Origin of the sequence: Pseudoduganella ginsengisoli, from assembly GCF_009720865.1 — a bacterium.
Lineage (GTDB): Bacteria > Pseudomonadota > Gammaproteobacteria > Burkholderiales > Burkholderiaceae_D > Rugamonas > Rugamonas ginsengisoli.
Map to the genome: position 1 here is coordinate 60,358 of NZ_WNLA01000024.1, position 22,995 is coordinate 83,352.

Sequence of the window (22,995 nt, forward strand, 5' to 3'; positions counted from 1 at the left end):
GCATTCAGCAGCAGCCGCACATCGCCGTTGAAATCGCGGCGGGAAAGTTCGCGCTCACTCATGATGGTCGCCGGAAGGAAGGAGAACAGGCACCGTGAACTTGCCTTGCAGCGCCACCAGTTCGGCGCGGTGCACATCCGCCAGGCGGGTCAGGATGGTTTCGCCGGCTGGCAGCAAGTGCACTTCCACGCGGCGGCGGTCTTCCACGCTGTCGCGGCGCTGCACCAGCCCGGCCGCTTCGCAGCGGGAAACCAGCGCCACCACGCCGTGCTGCTGTGCTTGCAGCTTTTCAGCCAGCTCGCCGATGGTCGCCCATTCGCGGCCCGGAAAGCCCTTGATGTGCAGCATCAGCAAATATTGCAGCGGCGTGATGCCTTCCGCCTGCACGGCAGTTTCAGAAAACCGCTCAAAGCGGCGCATTTGGTAACGGAATTCAGACAAGGCAAAAAAGTCAGCCTTGCCCAGCGGAGGAAGTGTCATGGCGTCAATGATTTGAATCAAGAAAATACATCATAACGTGATATATTTCTTGCGATTCATGACTTGGGCCCCATCCCAATCAAAAAGTCATTACACTCATGCATTAATCGACATCTTTACGCGTGCGGCAAGCAGATAAAATATGCAACACCACGCCAGTTTTCACGCAACAGCTTTTGTGAAACTGAGCTACAAAGCACGCGTCGCCACAGCCGCCAGAGAGATGGCCAAACCCGGTTTTCCCTCTTGTAAACCGGGACTTAGCCCGCTGTTGCCAACCATGCATACCTTGGTAGTAATTTGCTATGCATAAGAATTGACATATGGCAGCTATTTCCTGGGCGTAGTGCGTCGCCCCCTGTCAAAACCCTACTCTACCTATACCGACTGGGCGCTCGCCCACGAAGGCAGTCGTACCACCCCCAAATATATAACTCAGACACGCTTGGGGCGGCCGGGGTAAATGGCCGCATCAGCGGAGAATAGATAGGAGCAGCACAACATGAGCCAACCTCAACTCCGGCCAGTCGTCAACCAGGAAGCGCCGCCAGCGGCGCCAGTGGTGCCAGTCAGCAAAATCGATGACTACTTCCAAATTTCAGCGCGTGGCAGTACGCAGCGCCGTGAAATCATCGCCGGTATTACCACTTTCCTGGCCATGGTGTATTCCGTGTTCGTGGTTCCGGGCATGCTGGGTAAAGCCGGCTTTGACGTCAGCGCCGTGTTTGTTGCGGTTTGCCTCACCGCGGCATTTGGTTCGCTGCTGATGGGCGTGTGGGCCCGCCTGCCGATCGCGGTTGGCTGCGCTATTTCGCTGACTGCCTTCATGGCTTTCGGCCTGGTGCTGGGTAAAGGCTTGTCGCCGCAAGTGGCGCTGGGCGCGGTTGCCTTGATGGGTATCGTGTTCACGCTGATTTCCGTGACCGGCGTGCGTTCGTGGATCCTGCAAAACTTGCCGCAAGGCGTGGCGCACGGTACCGGCGTGGGCATCGGCCTGTTCCTGCTGCTGATCGCTGCCAACGGCGTCGGCCTCGTCATCAAGAACCCGCACGACGGCTTGCCGGTTGCGCTGGGTGACATCACGTCCTTCCCTGTCATGATGAGCCTGGTTGGTCTGGCTGCCATCTTCGGCCTGGAAACCCGCAAAGTACCTGGCGGCATTTTGCTGGTGGTGGTGGCGCTGTCCGCTGCCGGCCTGGCATTTGACCCAACCGTGAAATTCACTGGCGTGTTCGCCCTGCCTAGCCTGGCGGCCGAAGGCAAAGCTTCGCTGATCGGCTCGATGGATATCCAGGGCGCGCTGTCGATGGCGGTACTACCTTCCGTACTGGCGCTGGTCATGACCGCCGTGTTTGACGCCACCGGCACCATCCGCGCTGTTGCCGGCGAAGCTGGCCAGATCAATGAAAACGGCTACATCCACAATGGCGGCCGTGCACTGACCACCGACTCGATCTCGTCGATCTTCTCGGCACTGGTGGGCGGCGCTCCTGCTGCGGCTTACATTGAATCGACCGTGGGCACTGCAGCCGGCGCCCGTACCGGCCTGGCGGCTGTCGTCGTGGGCCTGTCCTTCCTGGGCCTGATCTTCTTCTCGCCACTGGCCGGCCTGGTGCCTGCCTACGCTACCGCGCCGGCACTGATGTACGTTGGCTTGCTGATGCTGGGTTCGGTTGCCCGCATGCACATGGATGACAAGATCGATGCCCTGTCGGGTCTGGTTTGCGCCGTTTTCATCCTGCTGACCTGCAACATCGTGACCGGCATCATGCTGGGCTTCTGCACCCTGGTGGTGGGCCGCGTGATTTCCGGCGAGTTCCGCAAACTGAACACCGGTACCGTGGCCATTGCTGCAGCACTGGCGATCTTCTACGGCGGCGGCTGGGCGATCTAAACGGTTCGCTTAACTGTGGGGCCCGGCCCCATGGTTGAAATTAAACGGCAAGCTTCGCGGCTTGCCGTTTTTGCGTTTACAGTGCCGGACGACTGGCCGGACGCCGTGCGCCCAATCCTTCAAACCATGCCAGCGCAGGTTCCCACAATGCCTGTGCATGCGGCCTGAAATATCCCATGTGGCCTATAGCGCCAATGCCGGAGCGCTTCGGGTCAATATCGACGCCGCTCCACGGCGCATTGCGGTAGCCCGTCATGAACGCATTGCGCGAATCTGGCGGCGCCCACAAATCGTCCGCCGCATTGACCGCCATGATGGGCGCCGTCACTTGCGCGAAATCGCGCGCCACCTGTCCCATTTCCGGGTCGTCAAAGAAGTAATGCGGGTAGTTGCACCAGCGCTTCCACTGCGTGTACACACCCAGCGGCAAGTCTTCGCCCATGCCCAGCTTTTTCCAGGCGAGGAATCCCTTCCACTTCACCAGCAGCGGCCCGGCCACGTGCCACATGAACCACACGCGGATGCGTTCCAGCGGCGGCATCCAGCCGTGCCAGCCGGCCCCTGTGCCAAAGACATACAGCCCGTCGACTTTCGCGTGGTTCGGCAGCAAGCCGAAGGCATGGCCGCCAAACGAGTGGCCCACCATATAGATAGGGGCCGTCGATGGCAGCGCAGCCGCAGCGTCCACGACAGCCGCCAGATCCAGCCGCGCCCAATCGAGGAAGCTGGCGCGGAAGCCGCGCAGCTTGCCGGACTTCGATTGCGCGATGCCGCGGTAGTCAAAGGTCAGCACCGTATAGCCGCGGCTGGCGGCAAATTCGGCAAAGCGCCGATAAAAACCTTGCGGTACGCCGGTAGCCCCCGCCACGATCAGGCGCGCCCGCTCCGGGCCTTGCGCCGGGAAGCGCAGTGCTGCCAGCGGATAGCCATCGCTGGCGTGTATCGTCAAAGCTTCACTCATGGTCACTCCTTGGTTTTCAACAGCAACAGCAACGTATCCGTCGCCTGCAGCATGGGGGTCACGTCATTGGCAACGCGTGCCTGCAACAAGCCCCCTTCGTAGGCAGCCACCATCAGTGCAGCCAATCCCCGCGCCCGCTGTTCATCATGGCCGGCGCGCACCAGCGCCTGGGCAATCCGCAAACGGATCGCATCAAAGCCACGCGCCAGCGCCGCGCGCAATTCCACATCGGCCGCCGTCGATTCCAGCGCCACGGCCGCCATCGGGCAGCCGATTTCAAAACCACTGTCGCCCAGCCCGCCCATGGCGCGGGCGATCCAGTCGCGCAGCGCGTCAGCCGGGTGTTCGTGCTGGTCCATCAATTTGTCCAGCCAGTCGCACGACCACGCCACCGTGGTTTCCACGGCCGCCACGGCCAGCGCATTTTTACCGCCGGGGAAATGGTGGTACAGCACGCCCTTGGGCGCCTTGGCCAGCGCGAGGATCTCGCTCAGCCCCGCCCCGTGCAGGCCCCGGGTCTGCAACGTGCGGATCATCGCCCCCACCAGCCGTTCGCGGGTGCCGGGTGGCGCCGATTTTTTGTCAGTTGAAGTAGGCATAAAACCATTCTATAGACCAGTCGGTCCAGTTTCAAGGAAAACGATCGTGCTTTTCGAGCCACGCGATGGGATCAAACCTGCGCAAAAGTGGTGATCCAGAGCAAGCCTTGATAAAATACGCCTTTGGGCGATCCAACGCTCACAAGTTATTGGAAGAACAACATGAGCCTCCCTCACGCATTCTCTGGCAGCCTGTTCATGGTGGCCGCGCCATCCGGCGCCGGCAAGTCCACGCTGGTCAACGCCCTGCTGGCGCAAGAGCCAGGCATCAAGCTGTCGATCTCGACCACGACGCGCCCGCCGCGCCCAGGCGAAGAACATGGCCGTGAATACTTTTTCACGACGCCGGAAGACTTCGTCGCGCGCGCACAGGCCGGTGAATTCCTCGAATGGGCGGAAGTGCACGGTAATTACTACGGCACGTCGCGCATCTTCGTGGAAGAGCAAATGAAGACAGGCACCGACATCTTGCTGGAAATCGACTGGCAAGGTGCGCGCCAGGTGAAGAAGCAATTCCCAATGGCTGCCGGGATCTTTATTTTGCCGCCATCGATCCAGGCGCTGGAAGAACGGCTGCACAAGCGCGGCCAGGATGAACCGCACGTGATTACGCGGCGCTTGCTGGCTGCGGGCGGCGAAATCGCCCACGCGCCCGAGTTCGAGTATGTTATTATCAACCAAGACTTTTCCGTCGCCCTGGCCGAGTTGAACGCGATAGTCCGGGCAGCCCGCTGCAGGTTCTCGCAGCAAGCAGCACGCAACGTCTCGCTCTTCGCCCAGCTGGGTATCCACGCGGAACACGCAGAATAATCCGTAATTTTAGCTAGTATTTGCAACTAAGCTTTCCACCGAATTGGAGTAATAGATGGCCCGTATCACCATTGAAGATTGCCTGAAAAACGTACCAAACCGCTTCCAGCTGACCCTGGCTGCAACGTACCGCGCCCGCCAGCTGCTGCAAGGCCACACCCCGAAAGTGGAAGCCAAAGACAAACCAACCGTTGTTGCACTGCGTGAAATCGCGGCCGGCAAAGTCGGCCTGGAAATGCTGAAAAAGGTTCCTATGTAAGCTGGGCGCTGCGCGCCCTCACTTACGACGCGGTTCGAACGTTTAGAACGAGTGGACCCGTATGAACCTGATACCTGACGATGTAACAGGCAAGCCCGCCAGCCGGGCCAAGCGCCCGGCCTCCACTGAGCCGGGCGTTCCCGCTTCACCCTCCACCGCTGCTTCCCCTGTGCCTTCTTCGCCACTGGCTACCCCTACCCTGACTGCGGGCGTTGCGTCCGTTACTCACCTGACTGAAAAGCTGTCCGAATACTTGTCGGCCGCCGACCTGAAAAAGGTCAAGGAAGCGTACCGCTTCTCGGACGAGATGCACCTCGGCCAAGTCCGCAAGTCCGGTGAACCGTATATCTCCCATCCGATCGCTGTCGCGGAAATTTGCGCCGACTGGAAACTCGATGCGCAAGCCATCATGGCGGCCCTGTTGCACGATGTGATGGAAGACCAGGACGTCAAGAAGGAAGAGTTGATCGAGCGCTTTGGCGCGCCGGTCGCGCACCTGGTCGATGGCTTGTCGAAGCTGGAGAAAATTGAATTCCAGAGCCAGATCGAAGCGCAGGCGGAAAACTTCCGCAAGATGCTGCTGGCCATGGCGTCCGATGTGCGCGTCATCCTGATCAAACTGGCTGACCGCCTGCACAACATGCGCACGCTGGATGTGATGGCGCCGGCCAAGAAGCGCCGCATCGCAGGCGAAACCATGGAAGTGTACGTACCCATTGCACACCGCCTGGGCTTGAACAATATCTACCGCGAATTGCAGGATTTATCGTTTGCGCACTTGCACCCGCTGCGCTACCACGTGCTGGCCAAGGCCGTGAAAGCCGCGCGCGGCAACCGCCGCGAAGTGGTCAAGAAAATCCTCGAAGCCGTGAAAAACACGCTGGCGTCCGCTGATATCGAGGCGGAAGTGTATGGCCGTGAAAAAACCTTGTATGGCATCTATAAAAAGATGCGCAGCAAGCACCTGAGCTTTTCGCAAGTGCTGGACGTGTATGGCTTCCGCGTCGTCGTCAACACGTTCCAGGAATGCTATGTCGCGCTGGGCACGCTGCACTCGCTGTACAAACCCATGCCGGGCAAGTTCAAGGATTACATTGCGATCCGCAAATTGAACGGCTACCAGTCGCTGCACACCACGTTGATCGGCCCGTATGGTACGCCGGTGGAATTCCAGATCCGCACGCAGGAAATGCACCGCACGGCGGAGTCGGGCGTGGCTGCGCACTGGCTGTACAAAACCGGCGACACCAGCATGACGGATTTGCAGCAGCGCACCCACGCGTGGCTGCAGTCGCTGCTGGACATCCAGCAGCAAACGGGCGATTCCGCGGAATTCCTCGAACACGTGAAAGTCGACTTGTTCCCCGATTCCGTCTACGTGTTCACGCCCAAGTCGAAAATCATTGCGCTGCCCCGCGGCGCCACACCGATCGATTTTGCGTACGCGATCCACACGGGCATTGGCGACCACACGGTGGGCGTCAACATCAATGGCGAATCCGTGCCGCTGCGTACCGAACTGCGCAACGGCGACATTATTGAAATCATCACGGACCCGCAATCGCGCCCCAGCCCTGGCTGGCTCAGCTTTGTGCGTACGGGCAAAGCCCGCTCCGCGATCCGCCACCATTTGCGCACCATTAACCTGCCGGAATCCATCGCACTGGGCAAGCAATTGCTGGCGCAGGCGCTGGCCGTTGCCAATATCGATCCGGAATTGCCGGAACCGCTGGCCGAACGCCTGCTCAATGAATCGTCGGCCAAGTCGCTCGATGAACTGTATGCCGACATCGGCATCGGCAAGCGCATGGCGGCGCTGGTTGCGCGCCACATCTTTGGCTTGATTGGCGGTGAATCGGCCGCCATGCCGGTCGACCACAACAGTGCGGCGGAACTGGACCCGGTCACCATATGCGGCAGCGAAGGCGTGTCCGTGCAGCTGGCGCAATGCTGCCTGCCGATTCCCGGCGACGGCATCATCGGCCAGTTACGGCGCGACCAGGGTTTGCTGGTGCACACCAACGATTGCTCCGTCGGCAAGCGCCAGCGCCAGAAAGAACCGGACCGCTGGATCCCCGTCAAATGGGGCCATGACATCAACCGCCGCTTCGATGTCCGCATCAAGCTGCTGATTGAAAATGAAAAAGGCATTTTGGCGCGCGTCGCTGCCGAGATAGGCGAATCCGACGCCAACATCACGTTTGTCGGCATGGACGAAGATGCGGAACACGTGCTGCACCAGTTGCGCTTTACCGTGCAAGTGAAGGACCGCGTACATTTGGCGGGCTTGCTGCGCAACGTGCGTAAAGTCGCGGGCGTGAACCGCGTGCTGCGCGAACGTAGCTGACGCGGCTCCAGCGGGGCGCTACGCAGCGCCCCGCATCCGGCGCCAGCCCAGCAAGCCCACCCCTGCCGCCAGCATGGCCCACACTCCCGGTTCTGGCACCGGGCTCAACATCATCGCCACGCAATCGCTGCCATTGTTGCGGCACGCCTGCCCCACGATATAGCCGCTGTCATTGATGTCTTCCGCACGGCTGATGGTCCAGCCTGCGCTGTTATTGACCAGTGCATTCAAGTCGTATTGCTCACCATTGACGATCAGGTAGCCATGGTCGGTAGCGCCTCCCACCATGTAATACCCCACCACCGCGCCCGCATTGTTAATGGCATTGGCAACGTTTTCCGTCGTGAAGTTGCCCAGCGGCGTCATTTCTCCGTGTTGGTACAGGAAGGAATGCGTGTGCAACTGGTCCCCATTACCATAGTAAGACGACCCCACCACCATGCCCTGTTCATTGATATCGCTGGCCCGGCTGTGCGCATAGCCATCCGTCGGCAAGGTTCCCAGTCCCGTCAGCACGCCGTGGTCAAACAGCACGGCTTGTTCAATGGGTTCTGAATAACTACTGTTGCCGGCAATTTGCCCCGCATCGTTGATGGCGATCGCTTGCGACATGGGCAAGACCGTGGTGTGGCCATTCGCGTACAGGAATGTCCCACTGTGGCTGCCCGCTTCCGTCACGGCCAGCACGGCGCCCGCGCCATTGACGGCTTGTGCACGCGTAAAACGGTACATACCGAAGTTCGTCGCAGGGGGAAAGACTTCCGGTACCCCGTCGAGTTTGCCCTGGTGGTAAACCACGCCTTCGGACCACATCCATTGCCCGCCGCCCTCCTCGAACGTTTGCGTCGAACCAGCGATATGGCCCTGCGAGCTCATGCCGTAGACCAGGCCGAATGCTGGCGGCAACAGGGCGAACTGGCCGCCACTCCACGTAAATGAGCGGCTGCCCAGCGTATTGTCCCAGCGGTTTCCAGCCACCAGGCCGGCATTATTGATGGCAACGGCCGTGCCGTGCGCATTGTCGAGCAAGGCCAGGCTGTATTGCGGCGCAGCCGCAGCCTGGAACGACCCGCACAGCAGCAAGACGGGCCAGCAGTAACGTAACGTGCTCATGAAGCCTCCCATGGATGAGTCAAGGTGCGCGCGCCGTTGCGGGGCGCGGCAACATGCTAGTCCTGCGGCAGGCGCCGCACGGCAGGATCCGGAATAAATTTGCCGGACCGTGGGGCGGTGGCAAATCGTGAGCCGTGCGGGACGCACTTCGCGTATGCTGGCGCGGCAGGCTTGCTGCCTGGCCGCAGCGTCAGGCGGACGGCTCCGGATAAGTGACTTCCAGAATATCGAGTTCTTCCACACCGTTCGGTGTATGCAGCACCACCGTATCGCCTTCGCGCGCCTTGGTCAGCGTACGGGCAATGGGAGAGATCCAGCTGACTTTGCCTTTTAACGGATCAAACTCATCAATACCAACGATGGTGATGGTGTGTTCTTCGCCATCCTGCTTTGCATAGGTGACGGTGGCGCCAAAGAACACCTGGTCGCTGCCATGATGGACACTGGGGTCCACCACTTCGGCCAGATCCAGGCGCTTGGTGAGGAAACGGATGCGGCGGTCGATTTCCCGCAAACGCTTCTTGCCATAGATATAGTCGCCGTTTTCCGAGCGGTCGCCATTCGATGCAGCCCAGTGCACGACTTTCACCACTTCCGGCCGCTCATCATCTATCAAGTGCAGCAACTCTTGCTTGATGCGCTGGTAGCCTGCCGGGGTAATGTAGTTTTTTGAGCCTTTCGGAATGGGCGGCGCCCCCTGCAGGTCGTCGTCGTCATCGTCGGCATCGGATTCTTTGACAAAAGCCTTGTTCATAACCAATTTTTAAGCGAGTAGCATTTATTATTGCTCAATGAAGCGATTGTACACACTCAGGCGCCGCCTGCTGGCGCCACTGGTCTACACGGCCGCCCTGATCCTGTTGCTGGAAGAGTGGCTGTGGGACTTGGGCGAACGCATCATGGCAGCCATCACGCGCCTGATTCCCATGCCCCGTGTACGGTCATGGATTTGTTCGCTGGGGCCCATTCCCGCCCTGTGCCTGTTCTTATTGCCCGGACTGGCGCTGTTTCCCGTCAAGATCCTTGCACTGTTTGCCATTGCCAAAGGCCATGCATTTGCCGGCATTTCCACCATCGTCATTGCCAAAGTCGCGGGCGCCGCGCTGGTGGCCCGGATTTATGCGCTGACACAGCCGGCGCTGATGCGCATGGCGTGGTTTGCCTGGGGCCACGGCCGCTTTCTTGAATTGCGCGACCGCTGGATCGGCCGCCTGCGCGCCACCCGCGCGTGGCAAAACGTGCAGGCGATCCGGTCCCGCGTGCAGCAATGGCGCCATGACATGCGGCGGCGCCTGAGCCCCGCGCGGCATGCGCGCAATGGCGTGCGCCTGCTGCGCGTATTGCGCCGCTACATTGCCCAATGGCGCGCACGGCGCAAGCAGCCATAACGGATAAGCGCGGGCCGCCCCGCCCTGCAGCATGCCATCAGTAGCGCATTGACCGGCCCGGGCGCTACACTGCGAGTCATGAGCCAACCGTCCCAACCCGACCAGTCCCTTGAGCCCCATCCACACACGGCCGCACTGCGCCAGGCGCAGGCACGCTTTGACGCCATCGTGCGCAATACACCGGGCCTGGTGTACCAGTTCATCCGCTATGCCGATGGCAGGGTCGCCTTCCCGTACCTGTCCGATGGCTGCCAGGCCCTGCTGGGCATGGCGCCGGCGGAATTGCATGCGCAGCCGGAACGCTTCGAAGCGCTGATTTTGGAGGAAGACCGCAAATCCTATACCGATGCGATGCAAGCGTCTGCCGTCACGCTGTCCGCATGGAATTGGGAAGGCCGGATCTGGGTCGATGCATGGCGCGACGTGAAATGGATCAATTTGCGCTGCACCCCGCACCCGCTGTCCGATGGCGGCGGCGTGCAGTGGGAAGGCATCATGACCAATATCACGGAAAGCCGGCTGGAACAGCTGGAAGTCCGCAGAAGCCGCGCCCGGCTGGCGGAATTGACGGCCCACATTGAAACGGTCAAGGAACAGGAACGCACCCGTATTGCCCGTGAAATCCACGATGACCTGGGCGGCAACCTGACAGCCATCAAAATGGCGCTGGCCATGCTGTCCAAGCGTTTGCCGCAAGACCCGGTGCTGCAGGAAAAAGCTGCCTATGTGGATGCACTGGTGGACCGCACGATCGACGCCGTCCACCGCATCTCGCTGGATTTGCGCCCATCCATCCTCGATTGCGGGCTGGATGTGGCGCTGGAATGGCAAGTGCGCGAATTTGCCAACCAGACCGGCATCGAGTGCGCATTCACGTGCACCGATACGGACCTTGATGTGGCGCCGGACCGCGCCAGCGCGCTATTCCGCATCTTGCAGGAAGCGCTGACCAATATCGCCAAGCACGCCCATGCCACGCACGTGGACGTGCAACTGTCGCGCACCCGCGGCTACCTGCATTTAAAAATAACCGACAACGGCCGCGGCATCCGCCCGGCAGACCGGGCGAAACCCCAGTCCTTTGGCTTGCGCGGCATGGCGGAGCGGGCTGCCGCGCTGGGCGGCACCCTGGCGCTCAGCCACGCCCATGGCGGCGGCACGGTCGTGGCCATCAAGATACGGCGCACCTTACAATGAGGATGCCCGGCCTGACGGCCCTGCCCCGTGCATTGAAGATGCTGCTTTCCCTCGCTGGCGGCAAGCCGGGACGGTACAATGAGCAACTTATTGATATTGCCGTATTGAAATTTTAAATTCGTGACATGACCGACAAAGCCCTCATCAAGGTCTTCATTGCTGATGACCATGCCATCGTGCGCGAAGGCTTGAAACAAATCCTGGCCGATACCCGCGACATTGTGGTGGCGGGCGAAGCGGAAAACGGCGTCGATGCCGTCAAACTGTTCCGCCGCTCGGGCTGCCATGTGGTGTTGCTGGACATTTCCCTGCCCGACAAGAGCGGCATCGACGTCCTCAAGCAAATCAAAAAAGAAAAACCGGAGCTGGCGGTGCTGATGCTGTCCATGCACCGCGAAGACCAGTATGCGATCCGTTCGCTGAAAGCCGGTGCGGCCGGCTATCTGACCAAGCAAAGTGCGCCAAAAGAATTGGTGACGGCGATCCGGCAAGTGGCGGGAGGATTAAAATACGTGAGTCCGGCGCTGGCGCAGGAATTGGCCAACCACCTCGGTGAAGACCATGAAGCACCGGCCCACGAAACCTTGTCCGACCGCGAATACCAGACGCTGACCATGATCGCGTCCGGCAAGACCGTGGGAACGATCGCCAAGGAATTGTCGCTGTCCGTGAAAACCGTTAGCGAGTACCGGTCCCGCCTGCTGGCCAAGATGAAATTGAAAAACAGTGCGGAATTGACACATTACGCCATTAAAAACGGGTTGATTGAATAAGGCGGTTAACATTACTTAAGTTCAATAGCCGCACTGTCGCTTTGCAAACTCAGTGGCGCTGCTAATTGTCAAATGCCGCAAAGTAACACTAGTTCCACCCGTTAATCGTGAATTTGACAGACTAACCAGTGAACTATCATGAAGACAGTCTGTTAACACTGATAACAAGAGGCCGTGCGTCACATGTCCAGCAAACCTACCCAACCTGCCGCAATGGAACAGAATCCGGCTGACATCGCCCGTGAAGCGTTCCGCCGCCTGGCTTTGCGCCGCATTTCGCCAACGCCAGAAGCGTACCGCGACATATATTATGAAATTGCCGGGATAGCGCCGCCTGCGCTGCAGGCGCCAACGGCCGCGCCGGAACCGCGCCCTGATCCGGGCCCGGAATTGATGCTGTACCAGTTTGCCAACCGCCTGTCGGACCAGACTGGCGACCTGGCGGAATTCGGCCGCCGCCTGAACCGCGCTGTCAAGGGACGCGACTGGGATGGCTATGCGCGCACGCTGTCGCAACTGGCGGAGCGTCCGGCGCCCAAGAAAGGCATCGACCTGGCGGATTTGCCGGACGGCGAACAAACCAAGCAATTGCGAGAGATGCTGGCCCGCACGCTGACCTTTGCCGTAGCGTCGCTGCTGAGCGCGAATCCTGCGCTGTCGGCGGAGGCGGAAGCACTGGGCGCCGCCACCAAGGAAGCCCATTCCGACGTGGCGCTGGCGGAAATCGGTTCCCGCCTGAAGCAGCTGTGCTACCAGATTGAATTGCGCAGCGGCGACCAGGGTGAACAGCAGGAATTGCTGCTGCGCCTGTTCCGCCTGCTGCTGGAAAACGTCAGCGGCTTGCTGGATGACGATTCATGGCTGCGCGGCCAGATCGACATGGTGCAGGAATTGATTGCCGGCCCGCTGGATTCGCGCAAGCTGGAAGACGCCACCCGCAGCCTGAAAGACGTCATTTATAAGCAGAGCCAGTTGAAGCATGGCCTGTCGGACGTCAAGCTGACCGTCAAGAACATGATGATGACGTTCATCGACCGCCTCGGCCAGGTGGCCACGTCGACGGGCGATTTCCATGAAAAGATTGGCGGCTATTCCGAGAAAATCCGCAATGCGGACAAGATCAGCGAACTCAACGACATTCTTGACGAAGTATTAAAGGAAACCCGCCTCGTTCAAAGCGAGGCGCTGAAGGCGCGCGACAACATGGTGATGGCGCGCCAGGAAGTGCAGGATGCGGAAGCGCGTATCCATGCGCTGGAAGCGAAGTTGCAGCATATGAGCGAGCTGGTGCGGGAAGACCAGTTGACGGGCAGCCTGAACCGCCGCGGCCTGGATGATGTATTCGAGCGGGAAATGGCCCGCGCCGACCGCCGCGGCACGCCGCTGTGCATTGCCGTGCTGGATCTGGACGATTTCAAGCGGCTCAACGATACCTATGGCCACATTGCCGGCGATGGTGCGCTGAAACACCTGGTGAAAATCGTCAAGGAAACCATCCGGTCGATGGATGTGGTGGCGCGCTTTGGCGGCGAAGAATTCTTGATCCTGTTGCCGGAAACCACGATTGAAGCGGCATCGCAAACCATGACGCGCCTGCAGCGGGAACTGACGCGCCACTTCTTCATGCACGACAATGAAAAAGTGCTGATTACGTTCTCGGCCGGCGTGGCGCTGCGCCGCCCGAATGAAGACCAGACGGAATTGGTCAAGCGGGCGGACAAGGCCATGTACCAGGCCAAGCAGACGGGCAAGAACCGCGTGGTGATTGCCGACTGAGTCCACTCCTTACTTATCTACAAGGCCCGCCTCCGAGCGGGCCTTTTTTTTCCGCGCAATCAACTACTCGACAATTGGGGCCTGGCCCCAAAATTGTTGCAAATCGCCTTGGTGCCTGGCACCAACGTAATTTTTTAACAACATAATCACATTCTCCATCGGGCCGAGACGGCGCTTTAGTCGGTTTTTTGAAATTTTTTAGGGTGAAAAAATATTTTTTTCGACCCTAAAGTTCACAATTTTTGCGCCGCTTAAGCGTGCATCAGGACGCGAGGTTTAGGGCGGATTGAAAAAATTTAGCGTGATTTTTCCCCTTAATTTTCCTCTGAGGCAACCGTTACACAAAACAACAGCGGCTTGATCGTCTCAGAACAGCGAGGCGGGCCAAAGTGAAATGAGCACGCAGCCCAAACATGTAGCAAACGGAGAATCATCATGGCCCAGACCATCAACACCAACATTGCCTCCCTGAACTCGCAGCGCAACCTGAATTCGTCCCAATCCGCGTTGTCCACTTCCCTGCAACGCCTGTCGTCCGGTCTGCGTATTAACAGCGCAAAAGACGACGCTGCGGGCCTGGCAATTTCGGAACGTTTCACTTCGCAAGTTCGCGGCAATAACCAAGCAGCCCGTAACGCCAACGACGGTATTTCTCTGGCGCAAACGGCTGAAGGTGGCCTGAGCACCGCCGGCGACCTGCTGCAGCGTATTCGTGAGCTGGCAGTTCAGTCCGCTAACGGTTCCAACTCGGCTTCCGACCGCAAATCGATCCAGAACGAGGTGTCCGCACTGTCCTCCGAACTGAACCGCGTTGCAACCTCCACCCAGTTCAACGGCCAGAACGTGCTGGACGGCACCCTGACCAACACCCAGTTCCAGGTGGGCGCGAACTCGAACCAGACCATTAACATCGGCGTGCAGTCGGCCAAAGCCACCGACATTGGCAACAACACCATCAAGCCAGTCGATAGCGCCACGTCGCAATCGCAGGCTGTGGCAACCGCCACCAACAACGTGACCGCCAACGAAGAGCTGACCATCAGCTCTGGCGCCGGCATCACGTCGAAAGTGTTCGTGACCGCTGGCGACAGCGCCAAGAAAGTGGCGGAAGCCGTCAACGCCAACACCGGCACCAGCGGTGTCAGCGCCCAGGCCAAGAGCGTGGCGACGATTTCCAACATTTCGGACGGTACCGTTCAGTTCGAACTGCGTGGCGCCAACTCGATCGCCAACGATGCCAACTCGAAAGCCGTCACGATTTCGGCTTCCGTGACGGGCGGCGACCTGTCGGCACTGGCCCAGGCTGTAAATGCACAGACCGCGACCACCAACGTGACGGCGACCATCAAGATCGACCAGACCACCGGTGCGAAAGAACTGGAACTGGCCGACAATACCGGCAACGACATCAACTTCCACGAACTGGCTGCCACCGCCAACACCGCACTGCAAGGCGCACAAGTACGCGGCCATGACCTGGGTAACGGCGGCGGTCCCGGCGCCAACGTGGCATGGGGTGCGGACGTGACCGTGGGTGGCCGTGTCGAATTCTCGTCCGACTCCGGCTTCTCGATCACCAGCAACGGCGCAGGCGCTGTGACCGGCGCCGTGACCGTGGGTTCGTCGCTGAGCTCGGTTTCGAACATCGACGTCAGCACGGTCGATGGCGCCAACGATGCACTGCTGACCATCGATGCCGCGCTGAATTCGGTCAACAGCAACCGTGCAGCACTGGGTGCGATCCAGAACCGTTTCGCTTCGACCATCTCCAACCTGCAAATCACGACGGAAAACCTGTCGGCATCCCGCAGCCGTATCCAGGATACCGACTTCGCGGCAGAAACCGCTCAGCTGACCCGTGGCCAGATCCTGCAACAAGCTGGCACCGCGATCCTGGCGCAAGCGAACTCGCTGCCTAACGGTGTGCTGTCCCTGCTCCGTGGTTAATCCCACATGACATGATGGCCAGCCATCGTTGATAACAGGTTCCCCGGCTGATTTTTTCAGCCGGGGATTTTTCGCAAAGGAAGCATCATGACTATCGACTCCATCAGTTCCTCCAGCGGCGCCCGCGGCGTCGACCGGACTGTGGCTGCGGCAGACACAGTGGCATTGGCCAGTACCGGCAAAGCCCCTGCTGCTGCAACCCTGGAAACAGCGAATGCAGTCAAAGGTGCGGCGCCTGTGCCTACGCTGGACGAAGTCAATCAGGCAGTGTCGGAATTAAACAAGGCATCCCAGGCCAAGGCACAGGGCCTGGAGTTTTCAGTGGACAATGACAGCAAGCGCACCGTGGTCAAAGTCGTTGACCAGGCCACCAAGGAAGTGCTGCGCCAGATTCCGTCGCCGGAAGCATTGGCCATAGCCAAATCGCTGGAAAATTCCAAAGGCTTGCTGATCAAGCAAACCGCCTGATTCACCCCACGAGCGGCCGCTACAGCGCGCCGCCCGTTTCTCCCCCATGGCAACATGGGCGGCATGCCGTGTTGCGCCCGCAACGAGGCGACCGTTCTTTTCCGCACATTTCACATCAGGCAACGCCAGTTTCCAATCTGCCGCTTTTTTAAGCGTATGATGAACTGGACTGTAATTCCCCCTCTCAAGTCCCCTTTGAATGTGCCGATAATGACTTAACCTAATGCTTTCAACAGGAGTACAACGTGGGCATTTCCTCACCGGGTATCGGATCCAATCTGGACGTCAATGGCATCATCGCTAAGCTGATGGCCGTTGAGGCTGCGCCAGTAGCGACCCTGGACAAGAAATCAGCCAGCTATCTTGCCAAAGTCACGGCTTTCGGCACGGTATCGGGCGCGTTGGGCACCTTCCAGGGGTCGTTATCCAGCCTGACGTCGCTGTCGGGCTTCCAATCCCTGAACACGAATTCCAGCGATTCCAACATCATCACCGGCTCGGCTACCAACAAGGCCCAGCCAGGCTCATACCGGGTCAGCGTTTCACAGGTTGCACAGGCGCAAACGCTGGCTTCCGGTGGCTACAAATCCACCACGTCCACGATCGGACTGGGCGCCAAGACCACCATCAATATTTCTCTGGGCACGGTGACTGGAGGCAGCTTCGGCGTGACCAGCACGGCCCTGGGCGCCGGCGTCGTCAACGGCGGCATCACGCCGGGCGCGCTGAGCCTGAACGGCACGGCCATTGCCACCGACGGCAGCACGCGCAGCGCGAAGTTGCTGGCCGACGCCATCAATGCCAAGAGCGGCACCACGGGTGTCACGGCCAAAGCCGATACCACGCAAACTGCCGCCACGCTGTTCGGCAATGGCGGCGCCAGCACGTTTGGCGCCATCGATACCAGCGGCGGGGGCACGTATAGCTTGTCGGTCAGCGGCATCGACATCATCAGCCAGGCCACGGGCATTGCAGCCGGCGGCGCGGGCGGTGTCGATGCGGCCGCCATCGATGCAGTTTTGTCCGGCAACAACAGCGTGACGCAGGCGCTGGCCAATGCCAATATCACCGTGTCCGGCACGGCAGCGGCAGGCACGCTGCGCTTCTCGAATACGGATGGCAATAATATCAATGTGACGGAAAGCGTCACGGGTGCGGTTACTGGCGGGATCGGCAACAGCGGCACGGCCAACAGCGGTTATAACGCCACCACTACCAGCACGGTCTCGCTGGTGTCGACGGACGGTACGCAAATTACCGTGGGCGGCAGCAATCCCGGCGTGGCGGGCTTGACGGCAGGCGTCAGCGGCGCGTACCAGGGCGCCACGTTTGCGCAAGACGGTACCCGTTCCAGCGGCAATATCGTCATCGACAGCACCAACAACACGCTGCAAGGCATCCGCGACGCCATCAATAAGGCCAACTTCGGCGTGACGGCCAGCATCGTGTCCGATGGCAGCAGCGGTACGCCCTATCACCTGGTGCTGGCGTCGTCGTCCACGGGCGCCAACTCGAACATGAAAATCACGGTCAGCGGCAACAACGGCGACCCGGCCGACCCTTCCGTGGAAAGCCTGCTGGCCTATGATCCGGCCGGTACGCAAAACCTGAGCCAAAAAACCGCTGCCCTCGATACCCTGGCCAACGTCAACGGGATTCCCGTGACCAGCCACAGCACGGGCATTACGGGCGCCATTGAAGGCGTCACCATCAATGCCGTCAAGGTCGGCAGCGCCAGCCTGTCCGTGTCGAAAGATACTGGTTCGCTGACCAGCAATATCAGTGGCTTCGTCAAGGCATTCAACGATTTGAATACGCAAATCAAGTCGGTCAGCAGCTATGATCCGGAGACGAAAAAAGGCGGCGACTTGCTGGGCGATTCCACCATCCAGACCTTGCAAGCGTCGCTGCGGCGCCAGATGACGCAAACCATCAGCGGGCTGGAAGGCAGCAAGCTAACGTCGCTGTCGCAAATCGGCATCGCCTTCCAGAAAGATGGCACGCTGACTTTGGATAACAGCAAGCTGCAAAAAGCCATCAACACGAATTTCAATGACATCGCGGGCTTGTTTGCCGCGGTCGGCCGCAGCAGCGATCCGGACATCAGCTTTGTGTCGTCGCGCACGGCCACCAAGGCGGGCGATTACCGCATTGATATTACCCGCCTGGCTACGCAAGCTACGCTGACCAGCGCCGCCGCTGTTCCTGCATCGACAACGATTGCTGCCGACACCGTGTGGACCGTCAAGCTGAACAGTTCGACGTCGTCGGCCGCCATCAGCACGGCGTCCGTGAAAATCCCGGCGGGCACGTACACGGCACAGGAATTGTCCAACGTCTTGCAGGCGTCGATCAATGGCGCCAGTAATTTCACGACGTCCGGCGCCACGGTATCGGCCTCCATCAACGATGACGGCACGCTGAAACTCAATTCGACCAAATATGGTTCCGGATCCAACCTGACGTTGACCAGCGATACCGGCACGGCAGTGGCCGATATCTTTGGCGCGGCAACGTCCGTGGACGGCGTCGACGTTGCCGGCACCATCGGCGGCTTTTCCGCGTCTGGCGATGGCCAGATGCTGACGGGTGCACCCGGTGCGCCGACCGAAGGCTTGAAGCTGGAAATCAAGGGCGACACCATTGGCGCGCGCGGCACGCTGGGCTTTTCGCAAGGCTATGCGTACCAGCTTGATACGCTGGCCAAGAATTACCTGGGTGCGACCGGCATCCTGACTGGCCGCACCAAGGGTTTGAATGACACAGTCAAAGATATCGGCAAGCAAAAAGATGCGTTCAACGCGAAGCTGGTCGATATTGAAGCACGTTACCGCAAGCAGTACACGGCGCTGGATACCGCGTTGTCCAGCATGAGCAAGACCGCTTCGTTCCTGACGCAGCAATTTGCATCACTGAATAAATAACAGGAGAGATAGTATGTTCGGATCAAGGCAAACTGGCGTCAATGCCTATGCAAAAGTGGGCATCGAGACCGGCGTTCTCGCAGCCAGTCCACACAAGCTGATCGTCATGCTGTTTGACGGCGCGCTGGTTTCGATCAGCAATGCGCTGGTGAATATGCGCGCAGGCAATATCGGGGAAAAAGGCAAAGCCATCTCCAAGGCCATCATGATTATCGACAGCGGCTTGCGCGCGGCGCTGGACAAGAAAGTCGGCGGCGAAATCGCCGAGGGTCTGGACGCCCTGTACGAATACATGAGCGGGCGCTTGCTGACCGCCAACCTGAAGAATGACCCCGCCATCCTCGAAGAAGTACAGCGCCTGCTGACGGAATTGCGCGATGCGTGGAACCAGATCGGCGACACCGCGAAGCCGCCACAGCCATCCGTTCCACCTTCGTCCCTGGCCAACAAATATGCGAGTGCGTGAATACATGATGACCAACCACGAAGTATTGACGGTGTACGCTGAAATGGCAGACTTGACGGAGCAGATGCTGGACGCTGCCACGCGCAGTGAATGGGATCAGCTGGTGGAACTGGAACAGCGCTGCGCGGCCCACGTGCGCACGCTGCAGGCGGAAGAAGGGTCGGCCCCGATGGTGGGGGAACAGCGCGAGCGTAAAGTCGAGCTGATCCGTAAAATGCTGACGGCGGACCGCAAGATCCGTGATATCACGATGCCGTGGATGGCCCAGCTGTCTGCGCTGATCAACAGTACCGGTACGGAACGCCGCCTTGTCAACGCGTACGGCGGCGTTTGATTACTTATTACGCGTGGGTGCCGGGCCTTCCAGGCCGGGTATCCACACTTTAGGAGCTTAGATGTTGCCGCCGCGCCTGGACGCCACCGGCGTCAAGCCGGCCGGCGCAGTCACCCCGCCCGCCGCTGCCATTCCTGTCAGCGATGCGCGGCAAGCCATGCTGGCCCGCACCTTGAGCTCGCTGGTGGGGCAATCGATGCCGGGACAGGTGCTGTCCAACTACCAGGACGGCAGTTCACTGGTGCGCGTGGCAGGCGCTTCCGTCCGCATGATGCTGCCGCCCGGCGTGCAAGTGGGCGCCGAATTGCCGATGACCTTGTTGTCGGTCTCTCCCCGCCCCACCTTCCAGGTAGGCAATAATACGCCGCAAACTGCCGTGCCGATGTACTCGGACACGGGTTTGCCGCAGGCCGAGGCCGGCGAAGCGGCCCCATTGCCATCGCAAACCGTCCCCGTTCCGGGCCGCCAGCCCAATGCAGGAACCGGCGCCACAGCGACGCCGGCAGGCGCATTGCCGGCCGAAGTGGAAACGCTTGCGGAAGGCGCGGCGCCAAACAGCCAGCCCGCCGCCACCGGCGCCCAGCAGCAAACGCCGGGCAATGCCGCCAGCCCGGCTGACGCGGCCCACGCGCAAGCGCTGGCTTACGCGCAGGCCGCAGCCGCCAAAGCGGCGCAATCTGTTGCCCAGCTCAAGCAGAACGCACCGCAGCCATCCACACACCCCGGCCAGGAAGCAGCGCAGCCCGGCAATGCCGCGCCCGCCCAGCAAGCCCGCCCGCAATCGCTGGGCGCGATGTTGCTGAGTAAAGCACCGCTGACGCCGGCCGACCAGTTGCCGGACCTGGGCCGCGACACGCCCGCCCCGACGCTGAGCCAGGGTGCGCGCAGCATCGCCACCGCGCTGGCCAATGCGTACCACGCGCCCGGCACGCCGGCTACCATTGCCGGTAAAACGCCCTTGGTGCAGGATGGCGCGCCAGAACCCAAACAATTGGCAAAAAGCTTGCAGGATGCGCTCGGCAGCAGCGGCTTGTTTTATGAATCGCATGTGGCGGAATGGGCGGAAGGCAAGCGTCCGCTGGCGGATTTGCAGCGCGAACCGCAAATGCAGCGGCCTGAACAGCAGACCGGCCGCCAGAGCGCCGAATCGCTGGCGCGGGCGGCACAGGTGGCGCCGGATTTATCGGCTGCGCAAATGATCAACCAGCAATTGCATGCGCATGAACAGCAGCGCGTGCAATGGCATGGCGAAGCGTGGCCGGGCCAGCCCATGCAGTGGGAAGTCGAACGGCAAGACCGCGATCACCCCGGCCAGCGCAAAGGGCACGATGAGCGGGAACCGGAAACCCTGTGGCGCAGCGGTGTGCGCTTCAGCCTGCCCATGCTGGGCAAGGTGGCGGCGTCCGTCACGCTGGTGGGCGACCAGGTGCATATCCAGCTGCAGGCCGGCAGCGATGGCAGCGCTGACACGATGCGCGCGTGGGCGGGAGAATTGCAGCGGGCATTAGATGCGGCAGGTGCGCCGCTGGCGTCGCTGTCGATCGGCACGGAAGGAGCGTCCGGTGGCGAAGCAGCCTGACTTCCGGCCACTGCAAAGCGCGGTGGCGCTGGCATACCGCAGCGAGAGCCCGTGTATCCGAAAGGGGGGGCCAAATGGCTGAGTCACGAAATTTGCGGCCATTGCAAAGCGCCGTGGCGCTGGCATACCGCAGCGAGAGCCCGTGTATCCGAAAGTGGGGGCCAAATGGCTGAGTCACGAAATTTGCGGCCATTGCAAAGCGCCGTGGCGCTGGCGTACCGCAGCGGTGAACCGGCCCCGAAAGTTGTCGCCAAAGGCCGCGGCCTGGTGGCGGAACAAATTATTGCCGTGGCCAATGAACACGGCGTGCATATTCATGAGTCCAAAGAACTGGTGTCGTTGCTGATGGACGTCGACCTGGACCGCCAGATTCCCCCGGTGCTGTACCGGATAATTGCGGAACTATTAGCGTGGCTTTATCATATTGAAGCAGCGCAAAAGTCGGGCATGCCGCTTCCGCCACCACCTGACACCAGCTCTCCATTAACCGAAGAAGATCAAAATAGATGAACAGAATAGAAGCGGAACTGGAAAACTGGCACGACTTTGAAGTCGAATCGCGCAAAGAAATTATCGCCCTGCTGCGTGGCATCGGCGAAAAAAACCAGCTGATCCGCATGCTGGTGCATGGCGAATCCGACGTGTGCGTCACGTCCATCCTCGAGGTGGATGCGGACAATAACGCGGTCATCCTGGATTGCTCGATCAATCCCGACCAGAACCAGCGTATTTTAGGGGCAAGAACACTGTCGTATGAAACCACGCTGGACAAGATCCGCATCCTGTTTTCCAGCGAGCGTGTAGAACCGTGCCGTTTCCAGGGCAACCCGGCGTTCAAGATCGCCCTGCCCCAGTCCGTGATCCGCTTGCAGCGCCGCGAGTATTACCGCATGAATACGCCGGTGACGAATCCGGTGCGCGCCGTGATTCCCCTGCCGGCGGAACTGGGCGGCGGCACCAGCAGTTTTCCGCTGGCCGACATCAGCTGCGGCGGCATTGCCATACTCGATAACAAATTGCTGCTGGGTGACACCATCGGCAAGAAATATGAAGATTGCCGCATTGAGTTGCCGGAAATCGGCACGGTCGTCACGAGTTTGCAAATCCGCAATATGATTGATTTGACCTTGTTGAACAACAAGACGAACCGCCGCCTCGGCTGCCAATTCCTTGACATGCAGCGGGGGGCATTGAATTCCGTGCAACGCTACATCACCAAGCTGGAGCGCGAGCGCAACGCACGCATAGCAGGCTTGGGCTGATCCCGGCGCGGGGCCTGGCCCCAAATGATTACACTTGCATATTCATGATGTCGTGATACGCCGACACCAGCTTGTTGCGCACCTGCACCGTGGCCTGGAAGTTGATGCTGGCCTTTTGCATGGAAATCATCACGTCGGACAGGCTGACCGAGTCATCGCCCATTTGAAACCGCTTGCCCAGCGCCTCTGACTGGTTCTGGCTTTCCGCCACGGCATCCAGCGACTTTTTCAAGGCATCGGAAAACTCGACTTTTGCAGCGGGCGCTTCGGTTTTGATGGCCGGCGGCGTCGCCTGCGGACGGGCCGCATGCGCTTTCAATTGCTCCATCATTGCCTGGATACGGCTGCTGTCGATGCCGAGACCGCTGGTTTTCATTTTGACCTCACTTTGTTGCTTACATGGAACACAGCCACAGGT

General features: G+C 60.2%; 22 protein-coding genes. 16 read left to right on the forward strand and 6 right to left on the reverse strand.

Features of this window, described 5'->3' with window-relative positions; all coding sequences use genetic code 11:
* Positions 1-54 precede the first annotated feature (54 nt).
* Positions 55-480 carry a MarR family winged helix-turn-helix transcriptional regulator gene (locus GM668_RS25440; protein ID WP_155441781.1) on the reverse strand — a complete coding sequence of 142 codons (426 nt, stop codon included), beginning with the start codon at positions 478-480 and terminating at the stop codon, positions 55-57.
* Between the two features lie 502 nt (positions 481-982).
* On the opposite strand from GM668_RS25440, the gene GM668_RS25445 reads away from it, so the two are divergent.
* Entirely contained in the window at positions 983-2,374 is a 1,392-nt protein-coding gene (locus GM668_RS25445) for an NCS2 family permease (RefSeq protein ID WP_155441782.1), read from the forward strand.
* Positions 2,375-2,450: 76 nt separating this feature from the next.
* Here GM668_RS25445 and GM668_RS25450 read toward each other — a convergent pair whose 3' ends face one another.
* Both GM668_RS25450 and GM668_RS25455 read right to left on the reverse strand, forming a co-directional pair.
* Positions 2,451-3,335 (reverse strand): alpha/beta hydrolase family protein, encoded by an 885-nt coding sequence (locus GM668_RS25450; RefSeq protein WP_155441783.1) that lies wholly within the window; start codon positions 3,333-3,335, stop codon positions 2,451-2,453.
* Between the two features lie 2 nt (positions 3,336-3,337).
* A complete protein-coding gene (locus tag GM668_RS25455) occupies positions 3,338-3,934 on the reverse strand; it encodes a TetR/AcrR family transcriptional regulator (protein WP_229499902.1) in 597 nt (198 codons plus the stop codon).
* Positions 3,935-4,096: 162 nt separating this feature from the next.
* On the opposite strand from GM668_RS25455, the gene gmk reads away from it, so the two are divergent.
* From gmk to GM668_RS25470, 3 genes are all read left to right on the forward strand, one after another.
* Positions 4,097-4,744 (forward strand): guanylate kinase, encoded by a 648-nt coding sequence (gmk, locus tag GM668_RS25460; RefSeq protein WP_155441784.1) that lies wholly within the window; start codon positions 4,097-4,099, stop codon positions 4,742-4,744.
* Between the two features lie 55 nt (positions 4,745-4,799).
* Complete coding sequence (rpoZ, locus tag GM668_RS25465; protein WP_005665923.1) at positions 4,800-5,003, forward strand: DNA-directed RNA polymerase subunit omega; 204 nt, start codon at positions 4,800-4,802, stop codon at positions 5,001-5,003.
* Between the two features lie 61 nt (positions 5,004-5,064).
* Positions 5,065-7,350 carry a RelA/SpoT family protein gene (locus GM668_RS25470; RefSeq protein WP_155441785.1) on the forward strand — a complete coding sequence of 762 codons (2,286 nt, stop codon included), beginning with the start codon at positions 5,065-5,067 and terminating at the stop codon, positions 7,348-7,350.
* 18 nt (positions 7,351-7,368) lie between these two features.
* Here the strand turns inward: GM668_RS25470 and GM668_RS25475 are convergent, their stop codons facing one another.
* Both GM668_RS25475 and greB read right to left on the reverse strand, forming a co-directional pair.
* Positions 7,369-8,463, reverse strand: a complete 1,095-nt coding sequence (locus GM668_RS25475) for a PEP-CTERM sorting domain-containing protein (protein WP_170305829.1) — start codon at positions 8,461-8,463, stop codon at positions 7,369-7,371.
* Between the two features lie 190 nt (positions 8,464-8,653).
* On the reverse strand, positions 8,654-9,217 hold the full coding sequence (greB, locus tag GM668_RS25480) for a transcription elongation factor GreB (RefSeq protein WP_155441786.1): 564 nt from the start codon (positions 9,215-9,217) through the stop codon (positions 8,654-8,656).
* Between the two features lie 37 nt (positions 9,218-9,254).
* Here greB and GM668_RS25485 point away from each other — a divergent pair, with 37 nt between their 5' ends.
* From GM668_RS25485 to GM668_RS25540, 12 genes are all read left to right on the forward strand, one after another.
* Positions 9,255-9,851: a hypothetical protein gene (locus tag GM668_RS25485; RefSeq protein WP_155441787.1), complete on the forward strand. Its 597-nt coding sequence runs from the start codon at positions 9,255-9,257 to the stop codon at positions 9,849-9,851.
* Between the two features lie 78 nt (positions 9,852-9,929).
* Positions 9,930-11,048 carry a sensor histidine kinase gene (locus tag GM668_RS25490; RefSeq protein ID WP_155441788.1) on the forward strand — a complete coding sequence of 373 codons (1,119 nt, stop codon included), beginning with the start codon at positions 9,930-9,932 and terminating at the stop codon, positions 11,046-11,048.
* 125 nt (positions 11,049-11,173) lie between these two features.
* Positions 11,174-11,821 (forward strand): response regulator, encoded by a 648-nt coding sequence (locus GM668_RS25495; RefSeq protein ID WP_155441789.1) that lies wholly within the window; start codon positions 11,174-11,176, stop codon positions 11,819-11,821.
* Between the two features lie 183 nt (positions 11,822-12,004).
* Positions 12,005-13,597, forward strand: coding sequence for a GGDEF domain-containing protein (locus GM668_RS25500; RefSeq protein WP_155441790.1), 1,593 nt, complete (start codon positions 12,005-12,007; stop codon positions 13,595-13,597).
* 435 nt (positions 13,598-14,032) lie between these two features.
* Positions 14,033-15,544: a flagellin N-terminal helical domain-containing protein gene (locus GM668_RS25505; protein ID WP_155441791.1), complete on the forward strand. Its 1,512-nt coding sequence runs from the start codon at positions 14,033-14,035 to the stop codon at positions 15,542-15,544.
* Between the two features lie 87 nt (positions 15,545-15,631).
* The gene (locus GM668_RS25510; RefSeq protein ID WP_155441792.1) at positions 15,632-16,012 is read left to right on the forward strand and encodes a flagellar protein FlaG; all 381 of its coding nucleotides are present in this window, start codon (positions 15,632-15,634) and stop codon (positions 16,010-16,012) included.
* Positions 16,013-16,257: 245 nt separating this feature from the next.
* The gene (fliD, locus tag GM668_RS25515; protein ID WP_170305830.1) at positions 16,258-18,936 is read left to right on the forward strand and encodes a flagellar filament capping protein FliD; all 2,679 of its coding nucleotides are present in this window, start codon (positions 16,258-16,260) and stop codon (positions 18,934-18,936) included.
* A 13-nt stretch (positions 18,937-18,949) separates the two neighbouring features.
* On the forward strand, positions 18,950-19,402 hold the full coding sequence (gene fliS, locus GM668_RS25520; RefSeq protein ID WP_155441793.1) for a flagellar export chaperone FliS: 453 nt from the start codon (positions 18,950-18,952) through the stop codon (positions 19,400-19,402).
* Positions 19,403-19,406: 4 nt separating this feature from the next.
* Positions 19,407-19,736, forward strand: coding sequence for a flagellar protein FliT (locus GM668_RS25525; protein WP_155441794.1), 330 nt, complete (start codon positions 19,407-19,409; stop codon positions 19,734-19,736).
* Between the two features lie 61 nt (positions 19,737-19,797).
* On the forward strand, positions 19,798-21,315 hold the full coding sequence (gene fliK / locus GM668_RS25530) for a flagellar hook-length control protein FliK (protein WP_155441795.1): 1,518 nt from the start codon (positions 19,798-19,800) through the stop codon (positions 21,313-21,315).
* A gap of 165 nt (positions 21,316-21,480) precedes the next feature.
* A complete protein-coding gene (locus GM668_RS25535; protein ID WP_155441796.1) occupies positions 21,481-21,825 on the forward strand; it encodes an EscU/YscU/HrcU family type III secretion system export apparatus switch protein in 345 nt (114 codons plus the stop codon).
* The gene (locus GM668_RS25540) at positions 21,822-22,577 is read left to right on the forward strand and encodes a flagellar brake protein (protein ID WP_155441797.1); all 756 of its coding nucleotides are present in this window, start codon (positions 21,822-21,824) and stop codon (positions 22,575-22,577) included. Before GM668_RS25535 ends, GM668_RS25540 begins: the two co-directional genes overlap by 4 nt.
* 28 nt (positions 22,578-22,605) lie before the next feature.
* On the opposite strand, the gene fliE is transcribed toward GM668_RS25540, so the two are convergent.
* Positions 22,606-22,953 carry a flagellar hook-basal body complex protein FliE gene (fliE, locus tag GM668_RS25545; RefSeq protein ID WP_155441798.1) on the reverse strand — a complete coding sequence of 116 codons (348 nt, stop codon included), beginning with the start codon at positions 22,951-22,953 and terminating at the stop codon, positions 22,606-22,608.
* Between the last annotated feature and the right edge of the window lie 42 nt (positions 22,954-22,995).

Bases quoted from the DNA above. Each gene is read 5' to 3' on its own strand.
- GM668_RS25440 (WP_155441781.1), bottom strand. From the start codon at position 480: ATGACACTTCCTCCGCTGGGCAAGGCTGACTTTTTTGCCTTGTCTGAA.
- GM668_RS25445 (WP_155441782.1), top strand. From the start codon at position 983: ATGAGCCAACCTCAACTCCGGCCAGTCGTCAACCAGGAAGCGCCGCCA.
- GM668_RS25450 (WP_155441783.1), bottom strand. From the start codon at position 3,335: ATGAGTGAAGCTTTGACGATACACGCCAGCGATGGCTATCCGCTGGCA.
- GM668_RS25455 (WP_229499902.1), bottom strand. From the start codon at position 3,934: ATGCCTACTTCAACTGACAAAAAATCGGCGCCACCCGGCACCCGCGAA.
- gmk (WP_155441784.1), top strand. From the start codon at position 4,097: ATGAGCCTCCCTCACGCATTCTCTGGCAGCCTGTTCATGGTGGCCGCG.
- rpoZ (WP_005665923.1), top strand. From the start codon at position 4,800: ATGGCCCGTATCACCATTGAAGATTGCCTGAAAAACGTACCAAACCGC.
- GM668_RS25470 (WP_155441785.1), top strand. From the start codon at position 5,065: ATGAACCTGATACCTGACGATGTAACAGGCAAGCCCGCCAGCCGGGCC.
- GM668_RS25475 (WP_170305829.1), bottom strand. From the start codon at position 8,463: ATGAGCACGTTACGTTACTGCTGGCCCGTCTTGCTGCTGTGCGGGTCG.
- greB (WP_155441786.1), bottom strand. From the start codon at position 9,217: ATGAACAAGGCTTTTGTCAAAGAATCCGATGCCGACGATGACGACGAC.
- GM668_RS25485 (WP_155441787.1), top strand. From the start codon at position 9,255: ATGAAGCGATTGTACACACTCAGGCGCCGCCTGCTGGCGCCACTGGTC.
- GM668_RS25490 (WP_155441788.1), top strand. From the start codon at position 9,930: ATGAGCCAACCGTCCCAACCCGACCAGTCCCTTGAGCCCCATCCACAC.
- GM668_RS25495 (WP_155441789.1), top strand. From the start codon at position 11,174: ATGACCGACAAAGCCCTCATCAAGGTCTTCATTGCTGATGACCATGCC.
- GM668_RS25500 (WP_155441790.1), top strand. From the start codon at position 12,005: ATGTCCAGCAAACCTACCCAACCTGCCGCAATGGAACAGAATCCGGCT.
- GM668_RS25505 (WP_155441791.1), top strand. From the start codon at position 14,033: ATGGCCCAGACCATCAACACCAACATTGCCTCCCTGAACTCGCAGCGC.
- GM668_RS25510 (WP_155441792.1), top strand. From the start codon at position 15,632: ATGACTATCGACTCCATCAGTTCCTCCAGCGGCGCCCGCGGCGTCGAC.
- fliS (WP_155441793.1), top strand. From the start codon at position 18,950: ATGTTCGGATCAAGGCAAACTGGCGTCAATGCCTATGCAAAAGTGGGC.
- GM668_RS25525 (WP_155441794.1), top strand. From the start codon at position 19,407: ATGATGACCAACCACGAAGTATTGACGGTGTACGCTGAAATGGCAGAC.
- fliK (WP_155441795.1), top strand. From the start codon at position 19,798: ATGTTGCCGCCGCGCCTGGACGCCACCGGCGTCAAGCCGGCCGGCGCA.
- GM668_RS25535 (WP_155441796.1), top strand. From the start codon at position 21,481: ATGGCTGAGTCACGAAATTTGCGGCCATTGCAAAGCGCCGTGGCGCTG.
- GM668_RS25540 (WP_155441797.1), top strand. From the start codon at position 21,822: ATGAACAGAATAGAAGCGGAACTGGAAAACTGGCACGACTTTGAAGTC.
- fliE (WP_155441798.1), bottom strand. From the start codon at position 22,953: ATGAAAACCAGCGGTCTCGGCATCGACAGCAGCCGTATCCAGGCAATG.